The 21,344-nt window shown below is 67.3% G+C and carries 22 protein-coding genes; 9 read left to right on the top strand and 13 right to left on the bottom strand.

Features of this window, described 5'->3' with window-relative positions; translation table 11 throughout:
• Positions 1 to 49: 49 nt before the first annotated feature.
• The 9 genes from AC07RM_RS35720 to AC07RM_RS35680 form a co-directional block, all read right to left on the bottom strand.
• Positions 50 to 928 carry a sugar phosphate isomerase/epimerase family protein gene (locus tag AC07RM_RS35720; RefSeq protein ID WP_495337502.1) on the bottom strand — a complete coding sequence of 293 codons (879 nt, stop codon included), beginning with the start codon at positions 926 to 928 and terminating at the stop codon, positions 50 to 52.
• An 8-nt stretch (positions 929 to 936) separates the two neighbouring features.
• Positions 937 to 2,142: a dihydrodipicolinate synthase family protein gene (locus AC07RM_RS35715; protein WP_495337501.1), complete on the bottom strand. Its 1,206-nt coding sequence runs from the start codon at positions 2,140 to 2,142 to the stop codon at positions 937 to 939.
• 14 nt (positions 2,143 to 2,156) lie between these two features.
• Complete coding sequence (locus tag AC07RM_RS35710) at positions 2,157 to 3,332, bottom strand: Gfo/Idh/MocA family protein (protein ID WP_209540883.1); 1,176 nt, start codon at positions 3,330 to 3,332, stop codon at positions 2,157 to 2,159.
• Between the two features lie 41 nt (positions 3,333 to 3,373).
• Positions 3,374 to 4,804 (bottom strand): enolase C-terminal domain-like protein, encoded by a 1,431-nt coding sequence (locus AC07RM_RS35705; RefSeq protein ID WP_495337500.1) that lies wholly within the window; start codon positions 4,802 to 4,804, stop codon positions 3,374 to 3,376.
• A 2-nt stretch (positions 4,805 to 4,806) separates the two neighbouring features.
• Complete coding sequence (locus AC07RM_RS35700; protein WP_093342911.1) at positions 4,807 to 5,586, bottom strand: ABC transporter ATP-binding protein; 780 nt, start codon at positions 5,584 to 5,586, stop codon at positions 4,807 to 4,809.
• 154 nt (positions 5,587 to 5,740) lie between these two features.
• Positions 5,741 to 6,742 (bottom strand): ABC transporter substrate-binding protein, encoded by a 1,002-nt coding sequence (locus AC07RM_RS35695; RefSeq protein ID WP_495337499.1) that lies wholly within the window; start codon positions 6,740 to 6,742, stop codon positions 5,741 to 5,743.
• Between the two features lie 63 nt (positions 6,743 to 6,805).
• The gene (locus AC07RM_RS35690; protein WP_093342908.1) at positions 6,806 to 7,579 is read right to left on the bottom strand and encodes an ABC transporter permease; all 774 of its coding nucleotides are present in this window, start codon (positions 7,577 to 7,579) and stop codon (positions 6,806 to 6,808) included.
• Between the two features lie 90 nt (positions 7,580 to 7,669).
• The gene (locus tag AC07RM_RS35685) at positions 7,670 to 8,653 is read right to left on the bottom strand and encodes a tripartite tricarboxylate transporter substrate binding protein (RefSeq protein ID WP_093342906.1); all 984 of its coding nucleotides are present in this window, start codon (positions 8,651 to 8,653) and stop codon (positions 7,670 to 7,672) included.
• 229 nt (positions 8,654 to 8,882) lie between these two features.
• Complete coding sequence (locus AC07RM_RS35680; RefSeq protein WP_395347978.1) at positions 8,883 to 9,530, bottom strand: TetR/AcrR family transcriptional regulator; 648 nt, start codon at positions 9,528 to 9,530, stop codon at positions 8,883 to 8,885.
• Positions 9,531 to 9,622: 92 nt separating this feature from the next.
• On the opposite strand from AC07RM_RS35680, the gene AC07RM_RS35675 reads away from it, so the two are divergent.
• Positions 9,623 to 11,347 (top strand): thiamine pyrophosphate-binding protein, encoded by a 1,725-nt coding sequence (locus AC07RM_RS35675; protein ID WP_495337498.1) that lies wholly within the window; start codon positions 9,623 to 9,625, stop codon positions 11,345 to 11,347.
• Here AC07RM_RS35675 and AC07RM_RS35670 read toward each other — a convergent pair.
• Positions 11,313 to 11,606 (bottom strand): hypothetical protein, encoded by a 294-nt coding sequence (locus AC07RM_RS35670; protein ID WP_431512298.1) that lies wholly within the window; start codon positions 11,604 to 11,606, stop codon positions 11,313 to 11,315. The two genes, AC07RM_RS35675 and AC07RM_RS35670, sit on opposite strands and share 35 nt — an antisense overlap.
• A 130-nt stretch (positions 11,607 to 11,736) precedes the next feature.
• Between AC07RM_RS35670 and AC07RM_RS35665 the strand changes: the two genes are divergently transcribed.
• Entirely contained in the window at positions 11,737 to 12,489 is a 753-nt protein-coding gene (locus AC07RM_RS35665; protein WP_495337497.1) for an AraC family transcriptional regulator, read from the top strand.
• An 82-nt stretch (positions 12,490 to 12,571) separates the two neighbouring features.
• On the opposite strand, the gene AC07RM_RS35660 is transcribed toward AC07RM_RS35665, so the two are convergent.
• Together AC07RM_RS35660 and AC07RM_RS35655 are read right to left on the bottom strand one after the other, a co-directional pair.
• Positions 12,572 to 13,039 carry an SWIB/MDM2 domain-containing protein gene (locus tag AC07RM_RS35660; protein WP_093342900.1) on the bottom strand — a complete coding sequence of 156 codons (468 nt, stop codon included), beginning with the start codon at positions 13,037 to 13,039 and terminating at the stop codon, positions 12,572 to 12,574.
• 131 nt (positions 13,040 to 13,170) lie between these two features.
• On the bottom strand, positions 13,171 to 14,085 hold the full coding sequence (locus AC07RM_RS35655; protein WP_495337496.1) for a DMT family transporter: 915 nt from the start codon (positions 14,083 to 14,085) through the stop codon (positions 13,171 to 13,173).
• Positions 14,086 to 14,153: 68 nt separating this feature from the next.
• Here AC07RM_RS35655 and AC07RM_RS35650 point away from each other — a divergent pair, with 68 nt between their 5' ends.
• Positions 14,154 to 14,564: a gamma-glutamylcyclotransferase family protein gene (locus AC07RM_RS35650; RefSeq protein WP_495337495.1), complete on the top strand. Its 411-nt coding sequence runs from the start codon at positions 14,154 to 14,156 to the stop codon at positions 14,562 to 14,564.
• Positions 14,565 to 14,827: 263 nt separating this feature from the next.
• Positions 14,828 to 16,159 carry an isocitrate lyase gene (gene aceA / locus AC07RM_RS35645; protein WP_093342897.1) on the top strand — a complete coding sequence of 444 codons (1,332 nt, stop codon included), beginning with the start codon at positions 14,828 to 14,830 and terminating at the stop codon, positions 16,157 to 16,159.
• A 77-nt stretch (positions 16,160 to 16,236) separates the two neighbouring features.
• On the opposite strand, the gene AC07RM_RS35640 is transcribed toward aceA, so the two are convergent.
• On the bottom strand, positions 16,237 to 17,202 hold the full coding sequence (locus AC07RM_RS35640; protein ID WP_495337494.1) for a GlxA family transcriptional regulator: 966 nt from the start codon (positions 17,200 to 17,202) through the stop codon (positions 16,237 to 16,239).
• 121 nt (positions 17,203 to 17,323) lie between these two features.
• Here AC07RM_RS35640 and AC07RM_RS35635 point away from each other — a divergent pair, with 121 nt between their 5' ends.
• The 5 genes from AC07RM_RS35635 (at position 17,324) to rplT (ending at position 21,296) form a co-directional block, all read left to right on the top strand.
• A complete protein-coding gene (locus AC07RM_RS35635) occupies positions 17,324 to 17,635 on the top strand; it encodes a putative quinol monooxygenase (protein ID WP_093343463.1) in 312 nt (103 codons plus the stop codon).
• Between the two features lie 245 nt (positions 17,636 to 17,880).
• A complete protein-coding gene (thrS, locus tag AC07RM_RS35630; RefSeq protein ID WP_208509700.1) occupies positions 17,881 to 19,788 on the top strand; it encodes a threonine--tRNA ligase in 1,908 nt (635 codons plus the stop codon).
• Positions 19,789 to 19,888: 100 nt separating this feature from the next.
• Positions 19,889 to 20,509, top strand: coding sequence for a translation initiation factor IF-3 (infC, locus tag AC07RM_RS35625; protein WP_093342892.1), 621 nt, complete (start codon positions 19,889 to 19,891; stop codon positions 20,507 to 20,509).
• 197 nt (positions 20,510 to 20,706) lie between these two features.
• Positions 20,707 to 20,910, top strand: coding sequence for a 50S ribosomal protein L35 (gene rpmI / locus AC07RM_RS35620; RefSeq protein WP_057596107.1), 204 nt, complete (start codon positions 20,707 to 20,709; stop codon positions 20,908 to 20,910).
• Positions 20,911 to 20,936: 26 nt separating this feature from the next.
• On the top strand, positions 20,937 to 21,296 hold the full coding sequence (gene rplT / locus AC07RM_RS35615; protein ID WP_012747009.1) for a 50S ribosomal protein L20: 360 nt from the start codon (positions 20,937 to 20,939) through the stop codon (positions 21,294 to 21,296).
• The last annotated feature ends 48 nt before the right edge of the window (positions 21,297 to 21,344 follow it).

The following is a 21,344-nucleotide window of genomic DNA, read 5'->3' as shown; positions in this document are numbered from 1 at the left end:
GGGCGCATTGCAGCACAGGCCGCCGTGGCTTGCTTGCCCCGGGGCCGACTCAGACCGCGCTGCGATGCCGCTCGATGCAGACGTCGAGCGTCTCGGCCCCCGGCCGCTGCCACCAGTCGAGGTTCGAGAAGATCTCGACCTCGCTAAAGCCCGCGAAGCCGGCGTCCTCCACCCAGCCGCGGATCTTCTTCAGCTCGACCACGCCGTCGCCCATCATCCCGCGGTCGGACAGCAGGTCGCGCGTGGGCGTGAGCCAGTCGCAGACGTGGTAGGCCAAGAGGCGCTCGCGGCCCGCGCGTGCGATCTGCTGCTGCAGCTTCGGGTCCCACCACACGTGGTAGATGTCGAGCGCCACGCCGAGCATGCCGCTCCTGCCGGCGTCGAGCTCGTCGCAGAGGTCGAGCGCGTGCTCGAGCGTGTTGATGCAGGCACGGTCGGCCGCCTGCATGGGGTGCAGGGGCTCGATGGCCAGCGGCATGCCGACCTCGCGCGCGTACTCGAGCGAGGCCGCGATGCCGTCGCGCACCTCGGCGCGCGCCCGCGCGATGTCCCGGTAGGCGGCCTTGCCGTCGAGCGCGCCGGGCAGCGCGCCGACCACCAGCACGAGGCAGGGCGCATCGAGCGTCTTGGCCTCGTCGATGGCGCGGCGGTTGTCGTCGAGCGCGGCCTTCAGGCCCGCGGCATCGGGCGCCGGGAAGAAGCCGCCGCGGCAGTAGCCCGAGAGGCCGATGCCGTGTGCCTTCAGTTGCCGCGTGATCCTGTCGATGCCGACGGCCGCGACCTGGTCGCGCCAGGGGCTGATGGCGCGGATGCCGCGCTCGGCGCACTGGTCGATGATGCGGTTGAGCGGCACCTCGGCGCCCGACTGCTTGCGCACCGTGGCGGTGTTGATCGAGAGCCAGTCGTGGTTCTGCGAGAAGTCGCGCATGGACGGGCTCACTCCACGCCGTGCAGCGACAGCAGCGTCTTCATGCGCCGCACCGCGAGCTCGGGCTGCTCGAACAGGTTGGCCGCGTCGGCCAGCCGGAACAGCTCGGCGAAGTGCTGCAGCGAGCGCGTGCTCTGCTGGCCGCCGACCATGGTGAAGTGCTTCTGGTGGCCGTTGAGCCAGGCCATGAAGACCACGCCGGTCTTGTAGAAGCGCGTGGGCGCGGCAAAGATGTGGCGCGACAGCGGCACGGTGGGGCCGAGGATCTCGTGGAAGCGTTCGACGCGGCCCGCGGCCAGTTCGCCGAGCGCGGCGCTGGCGGCCGGCGCGATGGCGTCGAAGATGCCCAGCAGCGCATCGCTCTTGCCGTGCGTGGGGTGGCTGCCGTGGCCGTCGCCCGCGATCAGCTCGGCGTAGTTGAAGTCGTCGCCGGTGTACATGCGAACGCCCTGGCCGTCGGGGCCGCCGGTGGTCGGCAGGCGCCGGCGCATGGCGATCTCCTTGTCCTTGTCGAGCAGCGAGATCTTGATGCCGTCGACCTTGTCGGGATGGGCCGCGATCACGCCGAGCGCGGTTTCCATCGCGGCATCGACGTCGGTCGTGCCCCAGTAGCCGGCCAGCGCGGGGTCGAACATCTCGCCGAGCCAGTGCAGCACCACGGGCTGCTTCGCCTGGCTCAGGATGCGGTCGTACACGCGCTCGTAGTCGGCCGGGCTCTTCGCCACGCGCACCAGCGCGCGGCTGCACATCACGATCAGCTTGCCGCCGAGCTTCTCGATGGCGGCCATCTGCTCCTCGTAGCCGTGGATCACGTCGTCGACGCTCTTCACCGCATCGAGGTCGAGGTGGTCGGTGCCGCAGCCCGAGGCCACGAGCGCGCCGGGGATGTCGCTGGCGGCGTCGATCGAGCGGCGGATCAGCTCGAGCGAGGTCGGCCAGTCCAGGCCCATGCCGCGCTGCGCGGTGTCCATGGCCTCCGCCACGCCCAGGCCGAGCGCGTAGAGGTGGCGCCGGTAGGCGAGGGTGGCGTCCCAGTCGACCGCGCATTGCAGCCAGGGATCGATGGCCGCGAGCGGGTCGGCCACGACGTGCGCGGCCGAGTAGGCGATGCGGTCGAAGCGCACGCCCGCGGGCGGCTTCGGCGGCGTGCTGCCGCGCAGCGCGTAGTCGGCGAGCGCGCCGCCGGCGGTGGGAAGGGTGAGCGACAGGGCCATGCGCGGTCGCCTCCTCAGACCTTGAGCGCGGGCACGTCGACCCAGCGGCGGTCCTGCCACGATTCGAGCGCGGCCTCGACCAGCTGCACGCCCTTGGCGCCCTCGGGCAGGGTCCACTTGTAGGGCGCGTCCTCCACCACGTGGCGGATGAAGTGTTCCCACTGGATCTTGAAGCCGTTGTCGTAGACCTGCGAGTCCGGGATCTCCTGCCACTGGTCGAGGAAGTTCATGGTCTGCTTCTCGTCGGGGTTCCACACCGGGCGCGGCGTGGCCACGCGTGACTGGGCGCGGCAGCTCGACAGGCCGGCCACGGCCGAGCCGTCGGTGCCGTCGACGTGGAAGGTCACGAGGTCGTCGCGGCGCACGCGCGTGACCCAGCTCATGTTGATCTGCGCGATCACCGGCTCGCCGTTGTGGCCGGTGAGCTCGCAGGTGGCGTAGGCGGCGTCGTCGGCCGTGGCCTCGTAGGGCTGGCCGGCCTCGTCCCAGCGCTTCGGGATGTGGGTGGTGCCCAGGCACGATACCGACTTGACCTCGCCGAACAGGTTGTCGAGCACGTAGCGCCAGTGGCACATCATGTCGAGGATCATCCCGCCGCCGTCTTCCTTGCGGTAGTTCCAGCTTGGGCGCTGGATCGGCTGCAGGTCGCCCTCGAACACCCAGTAGCCGAACTCCAGGCGCACGCTGAGCATGCGGCCGAAGAAGCCGGCGCGGCGCAGCATGTCGAGCTTGCGCAGGCCGGGCAGGAAGAGCTTGTCCTGCACCGCGCCGTGCTTGAGGCCGTGCTTCTCCTTGGCTTCCTCGGCCAGGCGCGCGATCTCCACCGCCTCGTTGAGGTTGGTGGCGATGGGCTTCTCGCAGTAGACGTGCTTGCCGGCGCGGATCGCCTTGGCCAGCAGGGTGGGGCGCATCTGCGTGGTGCCGGCGTCGAAGAAGACGGTGTCGTCCTTGTTCTCGAGCGCCTTGTCGAGGTCGGTGCCCCAGCGCTGGATGCCGTGGGCCTTGGCCAGCGCCTCGATCTTCTCGGCGTTGCGGCCGATCAGGATCGGGTCGGGCATCACCTTGTCGCCGTTCGACAGCGTCACGCCGCCCTGGGCGCGAATGGCGCAGATCGAGCGGATCAGGTGCTGGTTCATGCCCATGCGGCCTGTGACGCCGTGCATGATGATTCCTAGACGTTGGGTGGGCATGTTCTTTCCTTGAGTGAGAGAGGGGACGGAGAAGCGCTGCTTCAGTAGACGGAACGCATGGCGTCCCACGAGATGCCCGCGCCGGGCTGGCCGGTGGCGAAGCCGGGCGCGGAGGCGAGCGAGGACAGGGCGAGCTGTCCACCGCGGATCGCGAGGCGCACCGCGCCATCGCTGGATTCGTAGAGATCGGGGTGGGCGCGCAGCAGCGCCTGCTGCTCGGCCTCGGGCACGGCCGCGAGGCCGTTGACGTAATGGTGGCCGTTGCGCTCGACGTGCGAGAGGCCGAGCCAGCTCACCAGCGCCAGGTCCTGCTGCACGCCGAGACCGGCCTGCATGGTCAGGTCCTCGCCCGAGAGGAAGTAGCGCGTGCCGTCGTCGGCCGCGTTCCAGCGCGCGCAGCGCGCCGCATTGACGGCCGACTTGTAGAAGCCCTTGCAGCTCTTGCTCGACACGCCGGTGTAGCCGAGCTCGCGCGCCTGCACGAAGGCATCGAGCGTGGCGTCGGATTCGTCGATGAGCAGCGGGATGCGCCGGCCGAGCGAGCGCACGTCGCGCTCGAGCGCGGCGTCGCGCCGGATCGGCTGCTCGACGAACACGGTCTTCTTCGCGAGCGTCCACAGCGCGGGCGTGGACAGCAGGCGGTCGAGAAAGGCGCCGAAGGCATCGGCGTCGGCGTACTGCTCGTTGCCATCGAGCGTGACCAGCTGCGCATGGCCGTCGATGGCGCGCGCGATGCGCTCGAGCCGGTCGATGTCGCGCGCGGTGTCGCCGCAGAGCTTGAGCTTGAAGTGCGTGAGGCCGTAGCGGCGCACGGCGGCCACGAGCGTGGTGGGCAGGCCGTCGGCGGGCGCATCGGGCAGTGCATCGTCGTCGTCGATCGCGTCGGCCAGGCCCACGGTGTGGCGCGCGGCGATGCGCTCCGCGGGGCGCTGCCGCGCGAGGAAGCCGGGCATGTCGAAGCCGGCGAGGTCGTCGGCCAGGCCGCTGCCCGCGATGTCGATGCCGCCGAGGTTGGCGCTCATCGCGGCGGCGAAGCCGGTGCCGGCATGCAGGCACAGCGCATCGAAGATCGCGCGGTCGATCAGGGCCGGCCCATAGCCCGCCACCAGCGGCTGCAGGCCCTTGGCACGGGCGCGCGCCATCAGCGCGGCGTAGTTGGCGGCGAAATGCGTCCACGCGGTCTGGGCATCGGCCTCGCCGGTGTAGGCCTCGCGCGCGTCGCGCAGCGCGAAGCGCAGCTGCTCGAAGTTCTGTTCGTTGGTGAGCGCCGGGTTCTTGTCGAACCACTTGGGCACCATCATCTCGGCCGCGCAGCCGCTGGCCGTGCGGCCGTCCTCGAAGCGGATGCGCGCGCGCACGTAGACCTGCGGGCAGGCGGTGACGGTGGCGGCGCCGAAGCGGAACGGCAGCCGCAGCGCGACGTCGCGCTCGGCGAAGCGGATCTCCTCGACGTGGAAACGGGGCGCGTCCATGGTCAGTGGTCCAGGATGCCCTGCGAGAAGAAATGCGCGCGCACCAGCTTCGTGTAGTGGCCGAACTCGCTCGAGGCCATCATGTCGAGGGTGCGGGCGCGCGGCAGTTCGATGTCGTAGACGGCCGCGATCGAGCCCGGGCGCTCGCTCATCACGATCACGCGGTCCGACAGGAAGATGGCCTCGGGGATGCTGTGGGTGATCAGCATCACGGTCTTCTTCGAGGCCATCCAGATGCGTTGCAGCTCGAGGTTCATCTTCTCGCGCGTCATCGCGTCGAGCGCGCCGAAGGGCTCGTCCATCAGCAGCACCGACGGGTCGTGCAGCAGCGCGCGGCAGATCGAGGCGCGCTGCTGCATGCCGCCCGAGAGCTGCCACGGGTATTTGCGCTCGAAGCCCTTGAGGCCGGCCATGGCCATCAGCTCGTGGGCGCGCGCCTTGGCGGCGTCCATCGGCAGGTGGCGCATCTCGGCCTGCAGCAGGATGTTGTCCTCCACGCTGCGCCAGGGCAGCAGCACCGCGCTCTGGAACACGATGCCCACGTCCTTCTGCGGTCCCTGGATCGGCTTGCCCGCCAGTGTGAGGCTGCCGCCGCTGATCGGCAGCAGGCCCGCCACCATCTTGAGCAAGGTGCTCTTGCCGCAGCCCGAGGGCCCGACGACGGAGACGAACTCGCCTTCCTTGATGGCGAAGTCGAGCGGCTTCAGCGACTCGACGGGGCCATCCTTGCTTTGGTAGATCTTCGAGACGCCGCGCGCTTCGATCAGTTGGACTGGAGACATGGAGCGTAGTAAAGGACGAAGCGAACGAGGTGACGGGGCGCTTGTGGCGTTTTCGGGGAACACCGCGGAACTGGCTTTGCCGGGCCGCTGGTGTTGCCCCCGGTAGGGGGTGGGAGAAGCGACACGAAGTGCGCGGAGCCTGGGGGCGAGCTGTTTACGGCAGGAAGTCGAGCGTCACGTAGTCTTCTGGTTTGCCGCGCGTCGAGGCGTCCATGCCGCCGTACTGCACCAGCAGGTCCAGCGACTCGTTGACGTTCTTCATCGCCACGCGGAAGGGACGCTGGTTCGCCGTGTCCTTGGTGTGATAGAGCGCCACGCTCTGCTTCATGCCCACGATCAGCGTGTCGCGCACGCCGGCCTTGGGGTTGGCCTTGAGCATCGCGTCGACCGCGGCCTCGGGGCTCTTCTCGGCCGCTTCGGCGGCCTTGGTCGAGGCGCGCATGAAGCGCTTCACCAGGTCGGGGTTCTCGGTCAGCAGGTTCTTGTTGGTGATGATCCCGGAGCTGATCTGGTTCACGCCCGAGTCGGCGAAGCGGATCGGCGACACCGGCTTGCCGGTGGCGTCCTGCAGCTTGATCGCCTGGTCCATCACGTAGCCCAGCAGCAGGTCGGCCTGGCCGTTGATCACCGCATTGAGCTTGGTCTGGCCGTCGCCCGAGACGATCTTCACCTGGTCGGCCTTGATGTCGTTGACCTTGAGGAACAGCGGCCACATCTGCGACATCGAGTCGCCGGGCGTCACGGCCACGGTCTTGCCGACGATGTCCTTCGGCGTCTTGATGTTCTTCTCGCTGAAGCCCATGACCGACATCGGGCTGACCTGGAACAGCACGCCGGTGGACTTCAGCGGCGCGCCCTTGGCGGCGGCCTTGATCATGGTCGTGACGTCGATGTAGCCGAAGGTCGCCGACTTGGCGGCCACCGCCTGGGCGGTGACGGCGGAGCCGCGGCCTTCCTGGATGTCGAGGTCGATGCCTTCCTCGGCGTAGAAGCCCTTTTCCTTGCCGAGGAAGAAGGGCGCGTGCTCGCTGTACAGATACCAGTTGAGCATCAGCGTGACCTTGTCCTTGGGCTTGTCGCCCTGCGCATGGGCGGGAGCGATGGCGAAGGTGGCGAGCGCGGCGGCGGTGAGCAGCGAGGGAAGCAGTTTCTTCATGTCTTGTCTCCAGGGAGTTGTTGGCGTGGGCGAAGGAACCAGAAAGAAAAAGGGCGGGATGGATCAGTCCGCGTGGCGCTGCGAGGCGTGCCAGGGAATCATCAGGCGCTCGACCAGGTCGACCGCCACGAACAGGATCACGCCGATGCTCGAGAGCACGACCAGCGCGGCGAACATCAGCGGCAGGTCGAAGTTGCCGTTGGCCACCTGCAGCACGTAGCCGATGCCCGAGTTCGAGCCGACGAACTCGCCGACCACCGCGCCGACGACGGCCAGCGTGACCGAGACCTTGAGGCCGCTGAAGATCTGCGGCAGCGCCTGCGGCAGGCTGATCTTGAAGAAGGTCTGCAGCCGGCTCGCGCCCATCGAGCGCGCGAGGTCGAGCATGTCGGGCTCGACCGACTTGAAGCCCATCACGGTGGAGACCACCACCGGGAAGAAGCCCAGCAGGAAGGCCGAGATCACCTTGGGGAAGATGCCGAAGCCGAACCACACCACGAACAGCGGCGCGATGGCGACCTTGGGGATGCTCTGCGAGAACACCAGCAGCGGATAGACGTAGGACTCGACCAGCCGCGAGTAGGCGATGACCATCGCCATCGGAATGCCGATGAGGATGGTGAGGCCGAAGCCGCCGAGCGTGGCCAGCGTGGTCTTCCAGCTCTCGGCCAGCAGGCGCGGCCATTCGTTGATCAGCTGCTTGACCACCTCCCACGGCGGCGGGATCAGGTAGGCCGGGATCTTGAAGAGGCGGATCGCCAGGTCCCACAGCACCAGCAGCAGCAGGATCAGCAGGAAGGGGCGCAGCGCCGGAGAGAGCAGGAGTTTGCGGATCATGGAGAGCGCGCCGGTGGCGGCGCGGGACGTTCGGTCGGAAGTCGGTGGGCTGCGGGCGGAGCGGGGGAGCGGGCGCTGGCGGAATGGGCGTTACTGCTGGACCGCGAGGCCGGCGGCCTTCACGAGCTCGGCGTTGCTCGCGATCTCCTGCTTGATGTAGGCATCGAACTGCGCGGGCTTGAGCGTCCAGGCATCGGCGCCGAGCTTGAGGAAGCGCTCCTTCACCTCGGGCGTGGCAAGGGCCTTCGCCACCTCGTCGTGCAGGCGGTCGACCACGGCGCGCGGCGTCTTCGCGGGCGCCATCATTCCGATCCAGAAGTTGAACTCGGAGCCTGGCACGCCGGCCTCGGCGGTGGTGGGCACGTCGGGCAGGGCGGCCGCGCGCTTGGGCGAACCCACGGCGAGCGCCAGCAACTGGCCTTCCTTGATCTGGCCGATGACCGGCGCGATCGGCGAGAAGTAGTAGTCGACGCGGCCCGAGAGCACCTCGGTGACGGCCTCGCCCGATCCCTTGAACGGGATGTTGGTCGCGTCGATCTTGGCGGCCATCTTGAACTTCTCCGCGTTCAGGTGGGTGGCGCTGCCCTGGCCGGCCGAGGCGAAGTTCATGCTGCCGGGCTTGGCGCGCGCGGCGGCCAGCAGTTGCGGCAGCGTCTTGATGTTCTTCGAGGGCGCGATCACCAGCGCGTTGGGCAGCGAGGAGATCGGCGTGACGCCCGCGAAGTCGTTCACCGTGTCGAAGGGCAGCTTGGCGAAGGTGGAGGGGCTGACCGTGTGCGACGACGAATGGATCATCACCGTGTAGCCGTCGGCCGCCGCGGTGGCCACCGCCTGCTGGCCGATGGTGCCGCTGGCGCCGCCGCGGTTCTCGATCACCAGCGGCTGGCCCATGCTCGCGCCCATCTTGTCGGCGATGGCGCGGGCAATGATGTCGGTGGTGCTGCCGGCCGCGAACGGCACGATCACGCGGATCGGCTTGCTGGGGTAGGCGGCTTCCGCGCCGGCGAGGGCGGGGAGCAGGGCGCCCAGGCCGACGATCGCGGCCAGCGTGGCGGTGCGTGCGAGTTGCTTCATGGGTGGTGTCTCCGCGCGGCGGGGCCGCTGGTGTCGTTGCGAGCTTAATTCACCAATAAGTGAATTGCTGATTCTAGGAACGCGGGCGCGGCAGCGTCAACGGGTGGACCCTGGTGGATACCCGTAGATCTTTGAAGCGATGGGGGTCGTCGTGCGCGGCGATGGCGCGCGGCCCCGCCGCCGCGCGAGGAACGGCAGGAAGCGACGGAGCGCGGCGGGAAGGGGCTCTTCAGTGCAGCACGTAACCGAGCACGAGGTCGGTCATGTGCGAGAGGCGCTGCGCCATCGCCTTGGGCGCGCGCAGGTCACGGCCGAAGATGGCCGAGAGCGTGTGGTTGTTCGAGAGGTAGAAGTAGCACAGCGAGGCGATCGAGATGTAGAGCTGCACCGGATCGACGCCCGCGCGGAACAGGTTGTCGCGCCGGCCGCGCTCGAGCACCGTGTCGAGCAGCTGCACCAGCGGCGAGTTCATCTCCTGGATGCGTTCCGAGCGCTTGAGGTGCGAGGCCTGGTGCAGGTTCTCGCTGTTGAGCAGCGTGATGAACTCGGGATGCTCGAGGTAGTAGTGCCAGGTGAAGGACACCAGCTGGCGGATCGCCTCGACCGGATCGATCTCGTCGAGGTGCAGCCGCTGCTCGGCTTCGCGGATGTCGGCGTAGGTGCGCTCGAGCACCGCGAGGAACAGGTCGTCCTTGCTGCCGAAGTAGTAGTAGATGAGCCGCTTGTTGAGGCCCGCGCGCTCGGCGATGCTGTCCATGCGGGCGCCGGCGAGGCCGCGCGCCGAGAACTCGTCGCGCGCCGAGGCGAGGATCGCGAGCTGCGAACGGTCGGCATCGCGCGAACGGGGTTCCAGCGTTTCGGGGGCGGTGGCCTTCATGGCGCGAATTTAACCATTTGGGGAATTAAAACAAGGGAGGCGGGGCGGGCGCACATAATCGCCGCGGACAAAGTGTTGGAGTTCTACTGCTCATGAGTACATCACAACCCGCAGGCCACCTGATCGTCGAGTGCCTGCTCGAACAGGGCATGGAGATCGCGTTCGGCGTGCCCGGCGAGAGCTTCCTCGCGGTGCTCGACGGCTTCCATGCCTACGGCGAGCGCGCGCGTTTCATCGTCAACCGGCAGGAGGGCGGCGCGGCCTTCATGGCCGAGGCGCACGGCAAGCTCACGGGCCGTCCCGGCATCTGCTTCGTGACGCGCGGCCCGGGCGCCACCAATGCCTCGATCGGCGTGCACAACGCCTTCCAGGATTCCACGCCGATGGTGCTGTTCGTCGGCGACGTGGGCAGCGACTTCCGCGACCGCGAGGCCTTCCAGGAGGTCGACTACGGCAGCTTCTTCGGCCCGAGCACCAAGGGCTTCGCCAAGCGCGTGGAGCGCATCGACGATGCCAACCGCATCCCCGAGTACATCGCGCGCGCCTTCTCGACCGCGATGAACGGCCGCCCCGGCCCGGTGGTGCTGGTGCTGCCCGAGGACATGCTGCGCAGCGAGACCGCCGCGCGGCCGTTGCCGCGGGTGGAGGCGGTAGAGCCCTGGAGCGACCCGGGCGCGCTGCGCACCCTGCGCGAGCTGCTGCTGAAGTCGCGCCAGCCGCTGGTGATCGCCGGCGGCGGCGGCTGGACCGCGCAGGCCGCTCAGGCGCTGCAGCGCTTCGCCGAGAACTGGCGGCTGCCGGTGGCCAATGCCTTCCGGTTCCAGGACACCTTCGACAACCACCACCCGCTCTATGCGGGCGATGTCGGCATCGCCATCAATCCGAAGCTGGCGCAGCGCGTGAAGGACGCCGACCTGATCCTCGCCATCGGCCCGCGCCTCGGCGAGATGACCACCGGCGGCTACACGCTGCTCGAGGCGCCGAAGGCGAAGCAGACGCTGGTGCACATCCATGCCAGCGCCGAGGAGCTCAACCGCGTCTACCAGGCCGACCTCGCGATCAATGCCGGCATGAGCGCCGCGGCGCGCAGCCTCGAGGTGCTGAGCGCGCCGCCCACGCTGCCCTGGGAGGACTGGGCGCTGCAGGCGCATGCCGACTACCAGGCCTGGCTCGAGCCGCAGGCGCTGGCCGGCATGCCCGCGGAAACGCCGCGCGGCGCGGTCGACATGGCGGCGGTGGTGGCGACGCTGCAGAAGCACCTGCCGGCCGACGCCACGATCACCAACGGCGCCGGCAACTTCGCGAGCTGGGTGCACCGCTACTTCCGCTACCACGGCCTCGCCAAGGGCCACAAGACGCAGCTGGCGCCCACCAGTGGCGCCATGGGCTATGGCGTGCCGGCCGGCATCGCCACCAGCCTCGCGACCGGCCGGGTGGCCTTCACGATCGCGGGCGACGGCGATTTCCTGATGACGGGCCAGGAGCTGGCCACGGCCGCGCAGCATGGCGGCAAGAGCATCGTCGTGCTGCTGAACAACGGCATGTTCGGCACCATCCGCATGCACCAGGAGCGCGAGTACCCCGAGCGCACCAGCGGCACCGCGCTGCGCAATCCCGACTTCTGCGGGCTGGCGCGCGCCTACGGCTACGCGGCCGAGCGCGTGACCGAGACCGCGCAGTTCGAGGCCGCGCTGCTGCGCGCGCTGGCTGCCGACACCGGCACGCTGATCGAGATTCCGCTCGACCCCGAGGTCATCACCACGCGCGGCACGCTGTCGTCGATCAGGCGCGCGGCGCAGCAGCAGGCGCAGGGCTGAGCGCGGCGCGATGCCTCGCGACCTCCGCGCGCAGGGCTGTGGAGCGCAGCTCGAACACTTCGAACAGGCCGAGCGCCTCGAGCGCGGGAATCAGCGCGACGAGGTCCTCGTGCGCGGCCTGGCGCTGCGCCTCGCCGGCCTGGGCGTCCTCCAGCACGCGCACATTGGCGAGGAAGGCACCGACCGAGCCCTTGCGCACGGGCTGGCCGTTGAGGACGGCGAAGTTCTGGTCATCGGGCAGGACATCCTGGGCTTTCATGGCGACTCCTTGAAGAAGAAAGGGAAGGGTGGATCGATGGCTTCGATGCTAGGCAGGCGCCACGTTGCGGGCTTGCGGCGCGGTGCCAATCGGTATCGCCATCGGGCCATGCCGCAGATGGAGCGACGCGATGGCTGAGGCCGTGGTGCGGCTCGATCTCAACGCCTACGAGGCACCGCGCACCACGGGCGCGCATGCGCACGAGGAAGGCCAGCTGTTCGCGCTGCGCGCCGGCCTGCAACTGATCGAGACCAGCGCGGGGCGCTGGGTGCTGCCGCCCGGATGGATCGGCTGGATCGCGCCGCGCTGCGCGCACGCGGCGCAGAGTCACGGCGCGACGGCCGGGTGGAGTCTTTATCTCGATCCGGCGCTGACGACGGCCTTGCCCGCGCAGCCGCATGTGTTCGCGTCGACGCCGCTGATCCGCGAGCTGGTGGGGCGGCTGGTGTCGCTCGGCGAAGAGGGGGAGACGGCGCGCCGCCTGCGGCTGGTGGCGGTGCTGGTCGACGAACTGGCGGCGGGCACGCGGACCTCGCTGCACCTCGCGCTGCCGCAGGAGCGGCGCCTGCTCGCGCTGGCCACCGCGCTGGCCGACGATCCCGCGCGCGACGACACGCTCGAGCAATGGGCCGATCGCATCGGCATGGCGCGCCGCACGCTCACGCGCCGCTTCGCCGCCGAGACCGGCCTGAGCTTCGCGCAGTGGCGCCAGCAGGCGCGGCTGCTCAAGGCGGTGCAATTGCTGGGCGTGGGCGAGCCCGTGACCACGGTGGCGCTGACGGTGGGCTACAGCTCGGTGAGCGCGTTCATCGAGACCTTCCGGCGCCATTTCGGCTGCACGCCCTCGCGCTTCTTTGCGCAGGGTGCCGACGCGGCGCGCTGAGGGCTCGCAAAAGGCATGGACGAAAAAAAGCCGGCTGTCGCCGGCTTTCCTGATCGACCCGGAGGTCGTTCGAGTGGTGCGCTTACTTGACGTGCTTGCCGATCAGCGCGGCCAGTTCGAACATCGACACTTGGGCCTTGCCGAAGATTTCCTTCAGCTTGGCGTCGGCGTTGATGTTGCGCTTGTTGGCCTTGTCTTGCAGGTTGTTCTTCTTGATGTAGTCCCACAGCTTGCTCACGACGGCGGTGCGCGGCAGCGGCGTCGAGCCGACCACGGCAGCCAGTGCGGGGCTGGGGGTCAGGGCCTTCATGAAGGCGGCGTTCGGGGTGCGCTTCTTGGCGGGAGCCTTCGCAGCAGCCTTCTTCGCGGGTGCAGCCTTCTTGGCAGGAGCAGCAGCCTTCTTCGCCGGTGCAGCAGCCTTCTTGGCAGGAGCAGCAGCCTTCTTCGCCGGTGCAGCGGCCTTCTTCGCGGGAGCAGCAGCCTTTTTCGCGGGAGCAGCGGCCTTCTTTGCCGGAGCTTTCTTGGCCGGAGCCTTCTTTGCAGTTGCCATGGTTGATTTCCTTTTTTGGTTGAACAGTCACCAATGAAAAACAGGGTCTCCACTGGCATCGCGGATGCTAAATGAGAAAAAACGCGTTTCCAAGGGAAAAAGCGGTTTTTTCATTGGAGGCTGTTGTTTTTTCAGAGGGGAGAGCGCCCGTTTTGCCTGCGGCGCGCGGGCCAGGTCGCCAGGAAGACGCCAGCGAGAGCGAGCGCGAACGCGAACAGCTGCACCAGGGAGAGGCTTTCGCCGAGCACGAGCACGCCCACGAGGGCCGCGCTCACGGGCAGCATCACGGCGAAAACACCGGCCTGCGCGGCGGGAATGTGGCGCAGTCCGGTCATCCAGAGCCACACCGTCCAGATGCTCGCTGCGAGGGCGTAGGCGACCAGCAGCAGCCAGAGGCCGGGACGCACCGTGGCGAAGTCGAACTGCAGCGCGAACCAGATGCCCAGCGGCGTGCTGAGCACGAAGCCCCAGAGGTTGATCAGCGAGGAGATCCGCTTGGGACCGAGCCGCCCGGTGAGCGACTTGCCGATCACCGCGTAGGCGGCCTCGCAGAGCACCGCGCAGAACACCAGCAGGTTGCCGAGCCACGGCATCGACGAGGACGCTCCCGTGCCCGGGTGCGCGCTCGCATGCGCCGGCGCGAGCGCGAGCAGCCCGATGCCGATCGCCGCGCAGAGGATCGCGAGGCCGATGCGCAGCGTGATGCGTTCGCGCAGGAACAGCCAGCTCGCCACCGCGACCGCCGCCGGGATCGACGCCATGATCACGCCCGCCGAGACCGCGCTCGTGAGGCTCACGCCGAACAGCATGCAGATCGAGAACAGGAAGTTGCCGAGGAAGGACTCGAGGAACACCAGCCAGCGCGTGCGCGCGGTCATCGGCGGTTCGTCGGGCGCGCGGCGCAGCCAGTGCGGCATGGCGAGCGCCGCGATGCCGAAGCGCAGCCAGGCCAGCAGCAGCACCGGGAAGGCCGCGACCAGCGGCTTGGAGAGAGCGACATAGCAGCCGACGAGCGACATGCTCAACGCGAGGCAGCCGTAGGCCATGAGCCGGCCTGGGGCGGGTGCGGCGGGGTTCAATAGACTGGGGTGATTTGGGAAAGGAGGCATCGATGATGCCGCAACCGACGCATGTGCCGGGCGTGCGCCACGTCTTCGTCTACGGCACCTTGCGCGCGGGTGGGCGCAACGACATCGCGCGCTTCGCGCCGCTGCCGCGCCGCGTGGCCGATGCCGAGGTCGCGGGCACGCTCTACGACCTCGGCGCCTATCCGGGCATGGTGCTCGGTGGCGAGGGCCGCGTGGCGGGCGAGATCTACGCGATCGATGCGCAGGTGGAGGCCGCGCTCGACCGGCTCGAGGAAGTGGCCGACGACGATTCGGGCGAGTACATCAAGCGCTGGCTGCGTGTGCAGGCCAGCGACGGCCGCGCGTTCGATTGCCTGGTCTACGAGATCCATCCGTCGCGCATCGAGGGGCGCGCGGTGATCGCGGGTGGCGACTGGATCGCGCATTCGCGGCGTTGACGGCGCGCGTTCCGGCCCGCGTTTTTCACAGACGAAAGAGTGATTGCGCATCGTGAAAATCGCAGCTGCTGCACCGCAGTATTTTTTCTCAATATGAGAAAGTTGTTTTCTCATTGAGAAATATCTCCGTAAGTTGTTGATTTTGTTGATGCAAAAATATGTCTTCTATAAGACATAAGAGTGGGCGACGCGATTACAGTAAGCCCATGGCCGCAGCGCCGAAACGCTCAAAACCAACCCTTCAATCAACTCACGGAGTGACCATGCCCCAGACCCTCACCGAACAACTCAGCCGCGAACAGCAGATTGCCGCCCTCGAGAAAGAATGGGCCACGGACCCCCGCTGGAAGGGCGTGAAGCGCGGCTACAGCGCGGCCGACGTGGTGCGCCTGCGCGGTTCGTTCCCGATCGACTACACGCTCGCCAAGCGCGGCGCCGAGAAGCTCTGGGACAAGATCAACGGTGGTTCGAAGAAGGGCTACGTGAACGCCTTCGGCGCGATCTCCGCCGGCCAGGCCATGCAGCAGGCCAAGGCCGGCCTCGAAGCCGTGTACCTGTCGGGCTGGCAAGTGGCCGCCGACGGCAACAGCTCGGAAACCATGTACCCCGACCAGTCGCTCTACGCGTACGACTCGGTGCCCACCATGGTCCGCCGCATCAACAACACCTTCCGCCGCGCCGATGAAATCCAGTGGGGCCGTGGCGTGAACCCGGGCGACAAGGAATTCATCGACTACTTCCTGCCGATCGTGGCCGATGCCGAAGCCGGTTTCGGTGGCGTGCTCAACGCCTTCGAACTGATGAAGAACATGATCGCCGCGGGCGCTGCCGGCGTGCACTTCGAAGACCAGCTCGCCGCCGTCAAGAAGTGCGGCCACATGGGCGGCAAGGTGCTGGTGCCGACGCGCGAAGCCTGCGAGAAGCTGATCGCCGCGCGCTTCGCCGCCGACGTGCTGGGCGTGCCCACCATCGTGCTGGCCCGCACCGATGCCGAAGCCGCGAACCTGATCACCTCCGACCACGACGCCAACGACAAGCCCTTCCTGACCGGCGAGCGCACCTCGGAAGGCTTCTACCGCGTGAAGAACGGCCTCGAGCAGGCCATCAGCCGCGGCGTCGCCTACGCGCCCTATGCCGACCTGGTGTGGTGCGAAACCGGCGTGCCCGACATCGGCTTCGCCCGCGAGTTCGCGCAGGCCGTGCACGCCGCCTGCCCGGGCAAGCTGCTGTCGTACAACTGCTCGCCGTCGTTCAACTGGAAGAAGAACCTCGACGACAAGCAGATCGCCACCTTCCAGGAAGACCTCTCGGACCTGGGCTACAAGTACCAGTTCATCACGCTGGCCGGCATCCACGTCAACTGGTACAACACCTTCAAGTTCGCGCACGCCTATGCACGCGGCGAGGGCATGAAGCACTACGTGAACATGGTGCAGGAGCCGGAATTCGCGGCGCGCGAACAGGGCTACACCTTCGTGTCGCACCAGCAGGAAGTCGGCGCGGGTTACTTCGACGACGTGACCACCGTGATCCAGGGCGGCCAGTCGAGCGTGAAGGCATTGACCGGCTCGACGGAAGAAGAGCAGTTCCACTGAGCAACTGACTCGACATTCGCTGTCACCTTGAAGCCCGGCCGCGTGCCGGGCTTTTTTTCGTCCGTGCCCGGCCCGCCTCAGTCGCGCATGCGCACTTCGCGCACGCCGCGGCCCAGCTTCTGGCGCAGCAGGGTGCGCAAGGTCACGCCGTCGGCGTAGCCGACCAGCGCGGCGATCTGCTCGAGGCTCCGGTCGCTGGTCTTGAGCAGGTGCACCGCGCGCTCCACGCGCAGGTCCTGCACGTAGCCGAGCGGGCTCTTGCCGAGCACCTGCTGCAGCCGGCGCGCCAGCGTGCGCTTGCTGGTGCCGACGGCGCGCGCCGCGTCGTCGAGCGAGAAGCCGTCGGCCAGCCGCGCGCGCGCCCAGCGCTCGAAGCGCTCGACCATCGGATCGGCATGGCTCAGGTGGTCGTGGATCACGTAGGCGGATTGCGCGGGTCGCGAATCGACGATCAGGTAGCGCGCTACCGTGGCGGCCAACTCGGGACTGACCTGGCGCACCAGCCACAGCGCCATGTCGACATGGCCGAGCGCCGCGCCGGCGGTGACCAGCGACGGGCCCGAGGGCACGAGCATGCGCGTGTCGTCGAGCCGCACCTCGGGATAGCGCTGGCGGAACATCGAGGCGAGCCACCAGGTGGTGGTGGCCTGCTGACGATCGAGCAGGCCCGATTCGGCGAGCACGAAGGTGCCGATGCAGGCGGCGGCGATCTTCGCGCCCTCGTCGGCACGTGCGCGCAGCGCGATACCGGCATCGGCGATGTCCTTGCGTTCGAGCGCCCGCGCCAGGCCCTCGGGCATCTTCTCGCCGATGGCCGGGATCGCGATCCAGTCGGGTGCCCTGGCGTCGGCGAACGGCACGACCGGCACGCTCAGGCCTTGTGCCGTGCGCACGCGCTTGCGCAGGCCGGCAAGACGGACCTCGAAGGGTGGCACGCCGAGCGCGAGCAGGCCCGCCAGTTCGTTGGCGGTGGTGAAGACGTCGGCCACCGTGGCCAGGCCGGTGTCGAACACGCCGTCGAGCGCGAGGATGTCGAGTCGCATGGCAATAACAATATCAAAGATGTAAAAAATGCCAATAGGTGAGAGCAAGGGCCGACTCTAGAGTCGCCGCAGCGGTTGCGATCCGCGCACCGCTTCCACCTTGCAACGACCGGAGATGTCCATGATCAAGTTCGCCCTGTTCGCCCGCCTCGAAGCCAAGCCCGGCAAGGAGGCCGAGGTCCAGCAGTTCCTCGAGGCCGGCCTCGCGATGGCGCGCGACGAAGCCACCACGCCGATCTGGTTTGCGCTGCGGCTGTCGCCGACCACCTTCGGCGTGTTCGATGCGTTCGAGACCGAGGCGGGCCGCCAGGCGCACCTCGTCGGCCCGATCGCGCAGGCGCTGATGGCGAAGGCGCCCGAGCTGTTCGCGAAGCCGCCGGCGATCGAGCCGATCGACGTGCTGGGGCTCAAGAACGCGGCGGGCGTGGCGTAATGGACTAAAGGGGCGCTCGGCACGGCCCGCGCGCTGAGCGGCTAGAATCCGAGGCTCCACTGTCAACAAGGGCGAGAAAGGCACTTTGGTTATGACACCGCGAACTACCCCGCAAGCCACCTGCGGTGTTTTCTTCTTCGAAGGAAGCGCCCGCTAAACCGCGCGCGCTGGTTCGAGCCAGCTTCCCTGCCACAGCAAAGCGCGGTCATCCACCGCGCTTTTTTGTTTTTCGCCCGAGGTTTTTCATGATCCACATCACGCTCCCCGACAACTCGCAGCGCGAGTACCCCGGCCCGGTCTCGGTGGCCGACGTTGCCAAGTCCATCGGCCCCGGCCTTGCCAAGATGACGGTGGCCGGCAAGGTCGACGGCCGTCTGGTCGACGCCAGCGACGTCATCGACCACGATGCCAAGCTCCAGATCATCACGCCCAAGGACGACGAGGGCCTGGAGATCATCCGCCACTCGACGGCCCACCTGGTCGGCCACGCGGTCAAGCAGCTCTATCCGACGGCCAAGATGGTGATCGGCCCGGTGATCGAGGAGGGCTTCTACTACGACATCGCGTTCGAACGCCCCTTCACGCCCGAGGACATGGCCGCGATCGAGGCGCGCATGCGCGAGCTGATCGCGCAGGACTACGACGTGGTCAAGAAGATGACGCCGCGCGCCGAGGTGATCGAGGTCTTCAAGTCGCGCGGCGAGGACTACAAGCTGCGCCTGGTGGAGGACATGCCCGACGAGCAGGCCATGGGCCTGTACTACCACCAGGAATACGTCGACATGTGCCGCGGCCCGCACGTGCCGAACACGCGTTTCCTCAAGGTCTTCAAGCTCACGAAGCTGGCCGGCGCCTACTGGCGCGGCGATGCCAAGAACGAACAGCTGCAGCGCATCTACGGCACGGCCTGGGCCGACAAGAAGCAGCTCGACCAGTACATCCAGCGCATCGAGGAAGCCGAGAAGCGCGACCACCGCCGCCTCGGCAAGGAACTCGACCTGTTCCACATCGACGAAGTGGCGCCGGGCGTGGTGTTCTGGCATCCCAAGGGCTGGGCGATCTGGCAGCAGGTCGAGCAGTACATGCGCGGCATCTACCGCGACACGGGCTACTGGGAAGTGAAGGGTCCGCAGATCCTCGACAAGAGCCTGTGGGAGAAGACGGGCCACTGGCAGAACTACCGCGACAACATGTTCACGACGGAGTCGGAGAAGCGCGAGTACGCGTTGAAGCCGATGAACTGCCCGGGTCACGTGCTGATCTTCAAGAGCGACCTGCGCAGCTACCGCGACCTGCCGCTGCGCTACGGCGAGTTCGGCCAGTGCCACCGCAACGAGCCGAGCGGCGCGCTGCACGGCATCATGCGCGTGCGTGGCTTCACGCAGGACGACGGCCACATCTTCTGCACGGAGGACCAGATCCTCGACGAATGCATCGCCTACACGGCGCAGCTGCAGAAGGTGTACGCGGACTTCGGCTTCACGGACATCCTCTACAAGGTCGCGACGCGGCCCGAGAACCGCGTGGGCTCCGACGAACTCTGGGACAAGGCCGAGCACGCGGTGATGGAATCGCTGCGCCGCTCGGGCGTGGAGTTCGTGATCGCCCCGGGCGATGGCGCCTTCTACGGACCGAAGATCGAGTACACGCTGCGCGATGCGATCGGCCGCCAGTGGCAGTGCGGCACGATGCAGGTCGACTTCAACACGGCCGAGCGCCTGGGCGGCGAGTACGTCACGGAGTCGAGCGGCCGCGCGCACCCGGTGATGCTGCACCGCGCGATCGTCGGCAGCCTCGAGCGATTCATCGGCATGCTGATCGAACACCATGCCGGCGCAATGCCCGCCTGGCTCGCGCCAGTGCAGGTGGCGGTGCTCAATATCAGCGAAGGACAGGCCGATTACGCCGCGCAAGTTGCGAAAACGCTGCAAAATCAAGGGCTTAGGGTCCAGCTTGACCTGCACAACGAGAAGATTACGTATAAAATACGCAAGCATTCGTTGCAAAAGCTCCCTTACATCGTTGTCGTGGGCGACAAGGAAAAGGAAGCTGGCGCCGTCGCAGTGCGCGCCCGAGGCAATCAAGACCTCGGTGCAATGTCCCTCGAATCGTTCGTGCAACGGGTCGTCCAGGACATTGCTGACAAGCGTTGATTTGTCGTCGAAACACCCCACATGTTTCTGTGCCAAATATACCGCTTGCCCGCGAGGACTGAGCGGCTTTCGCTACTTTTTTTGTAGCAAAACTTAGAGGATACCAACCATCGCTACTGCATTTCGCGACCGCCGCCACCGCGAGGAACGCCAACATCGCCTGAACCGGGAAATCATGGCCCCGGAAGTCCGCCTGATCGGCCCGGATAACGAGCAATTGGGTGTTGTGAGTCTTGCGGAGGCCTTGCGTCTCGCCGGTGAGCAGGACGTGGATCTGGTGGAGGTCGTCGCGGCGGCCAATCCACCGGTGTGCCGCCTGATCGAGTACGGCAAGTTCAAGTACCACGAGCAGAAGAAGGCGGCCGAGGCGAAGTCCAAGCAGAAGGTCATCGAGGTCAAGGAAATCAAGTTCCGGCCCGGTACCGACGATGGCGACTACAACATCAAGATGCGCAACATCCGGCGCTTTCTTGAGGATGGCGACAAGTGCAAGATCACGCTGCGCTTCCGGGGGCGCGAGATCACGCACCAGGAACTGGGTCTGGCCCTGCTGCAGCGCATCCGCGACGAGCTCGGCGACACGATCCTAGTCGAGCAGTTTCCGAAGCTCGAGGGCCGGCAGATGATCATGATGATCGCGCCGGGCCGCAAGAAGCCCGGCAGCGCGCCGGCAAAGTCGGCGACGGAAGCCGCCGCGGCACCGACCACCGTCGGCGCCTGAGCGAAGGATCCGGCCGGGCCCGGTGGCGAAAGCCCCGGGTGCCGACGGAAGTGAGAATTTGACGGGATTTCGCCGATCGCCGGCGCGCGTCGAAAGGCAAGCGCAGGCGGTGGCGGGATGAAGAAGTGTCTCGGGGCCAACAAGTCCATGGAGTTCATCCAAGGCGCCTCACGAGCACAAATTAAAGGAGCATTCACATGCCCAAAATGAAGACCAAGAGCAGCGCGAAGAAACGTTTCCGCGTTCGTCCCGGTGGCACCGTCAAGCGCGGTCAAGCCTTCAAGCGTCACATCCTGACCAAGAAGACCACCAAGAACAAGCGTCACCTGCGTGGTGCGGTGTCGGTGCACGAAACCAACATGGTTTCGATGGCCGCGATGCTGCCCGGCATGGGCATTTGATCAACTGACGAACAAGGAGTAATCACATGCCTCGCGTCAAACGTGGTGTAACGGCTCGCGCCCGCCACAAGAAAGTTCTCGCACTCGCCAAGGGTTTCCGCGGTCGCCGCGGCAATGTCTTCCGCATCGCCAAACAGGCGGTGATGAAGGCAGGCCAATACGCCTACCGTGACCGCCGCACCAAGAAGCGCGTGTTCCGTCAACTGTGGATCGCGCGTATCAACGCCGCCTCGCGTGAACTGGGCCTGACCTACAGCCAGTTCGCCAACGGCATCCGCAAGGCCGGGATCGAGATCGACCGCAAGATGCTTGCGGACATCGCCGTGCACGACAAGGCCGCTTTTGCGGGCATCGTGGAGCAGGTCAAGGCCAAGCTGGCTGCTTGATTCTGCACAGCGGGAGACCGTCCCCGGACAGTTTCCTGCGCCCACGGC

This window comes from Variovorax sp. GW821-FHT09B05 (assembly GCF_059418265.1).
Note: the sequence above shows the minus strand (reverse complement) of the source record. Positions and strands in the feature narration are given on the sequence as shown.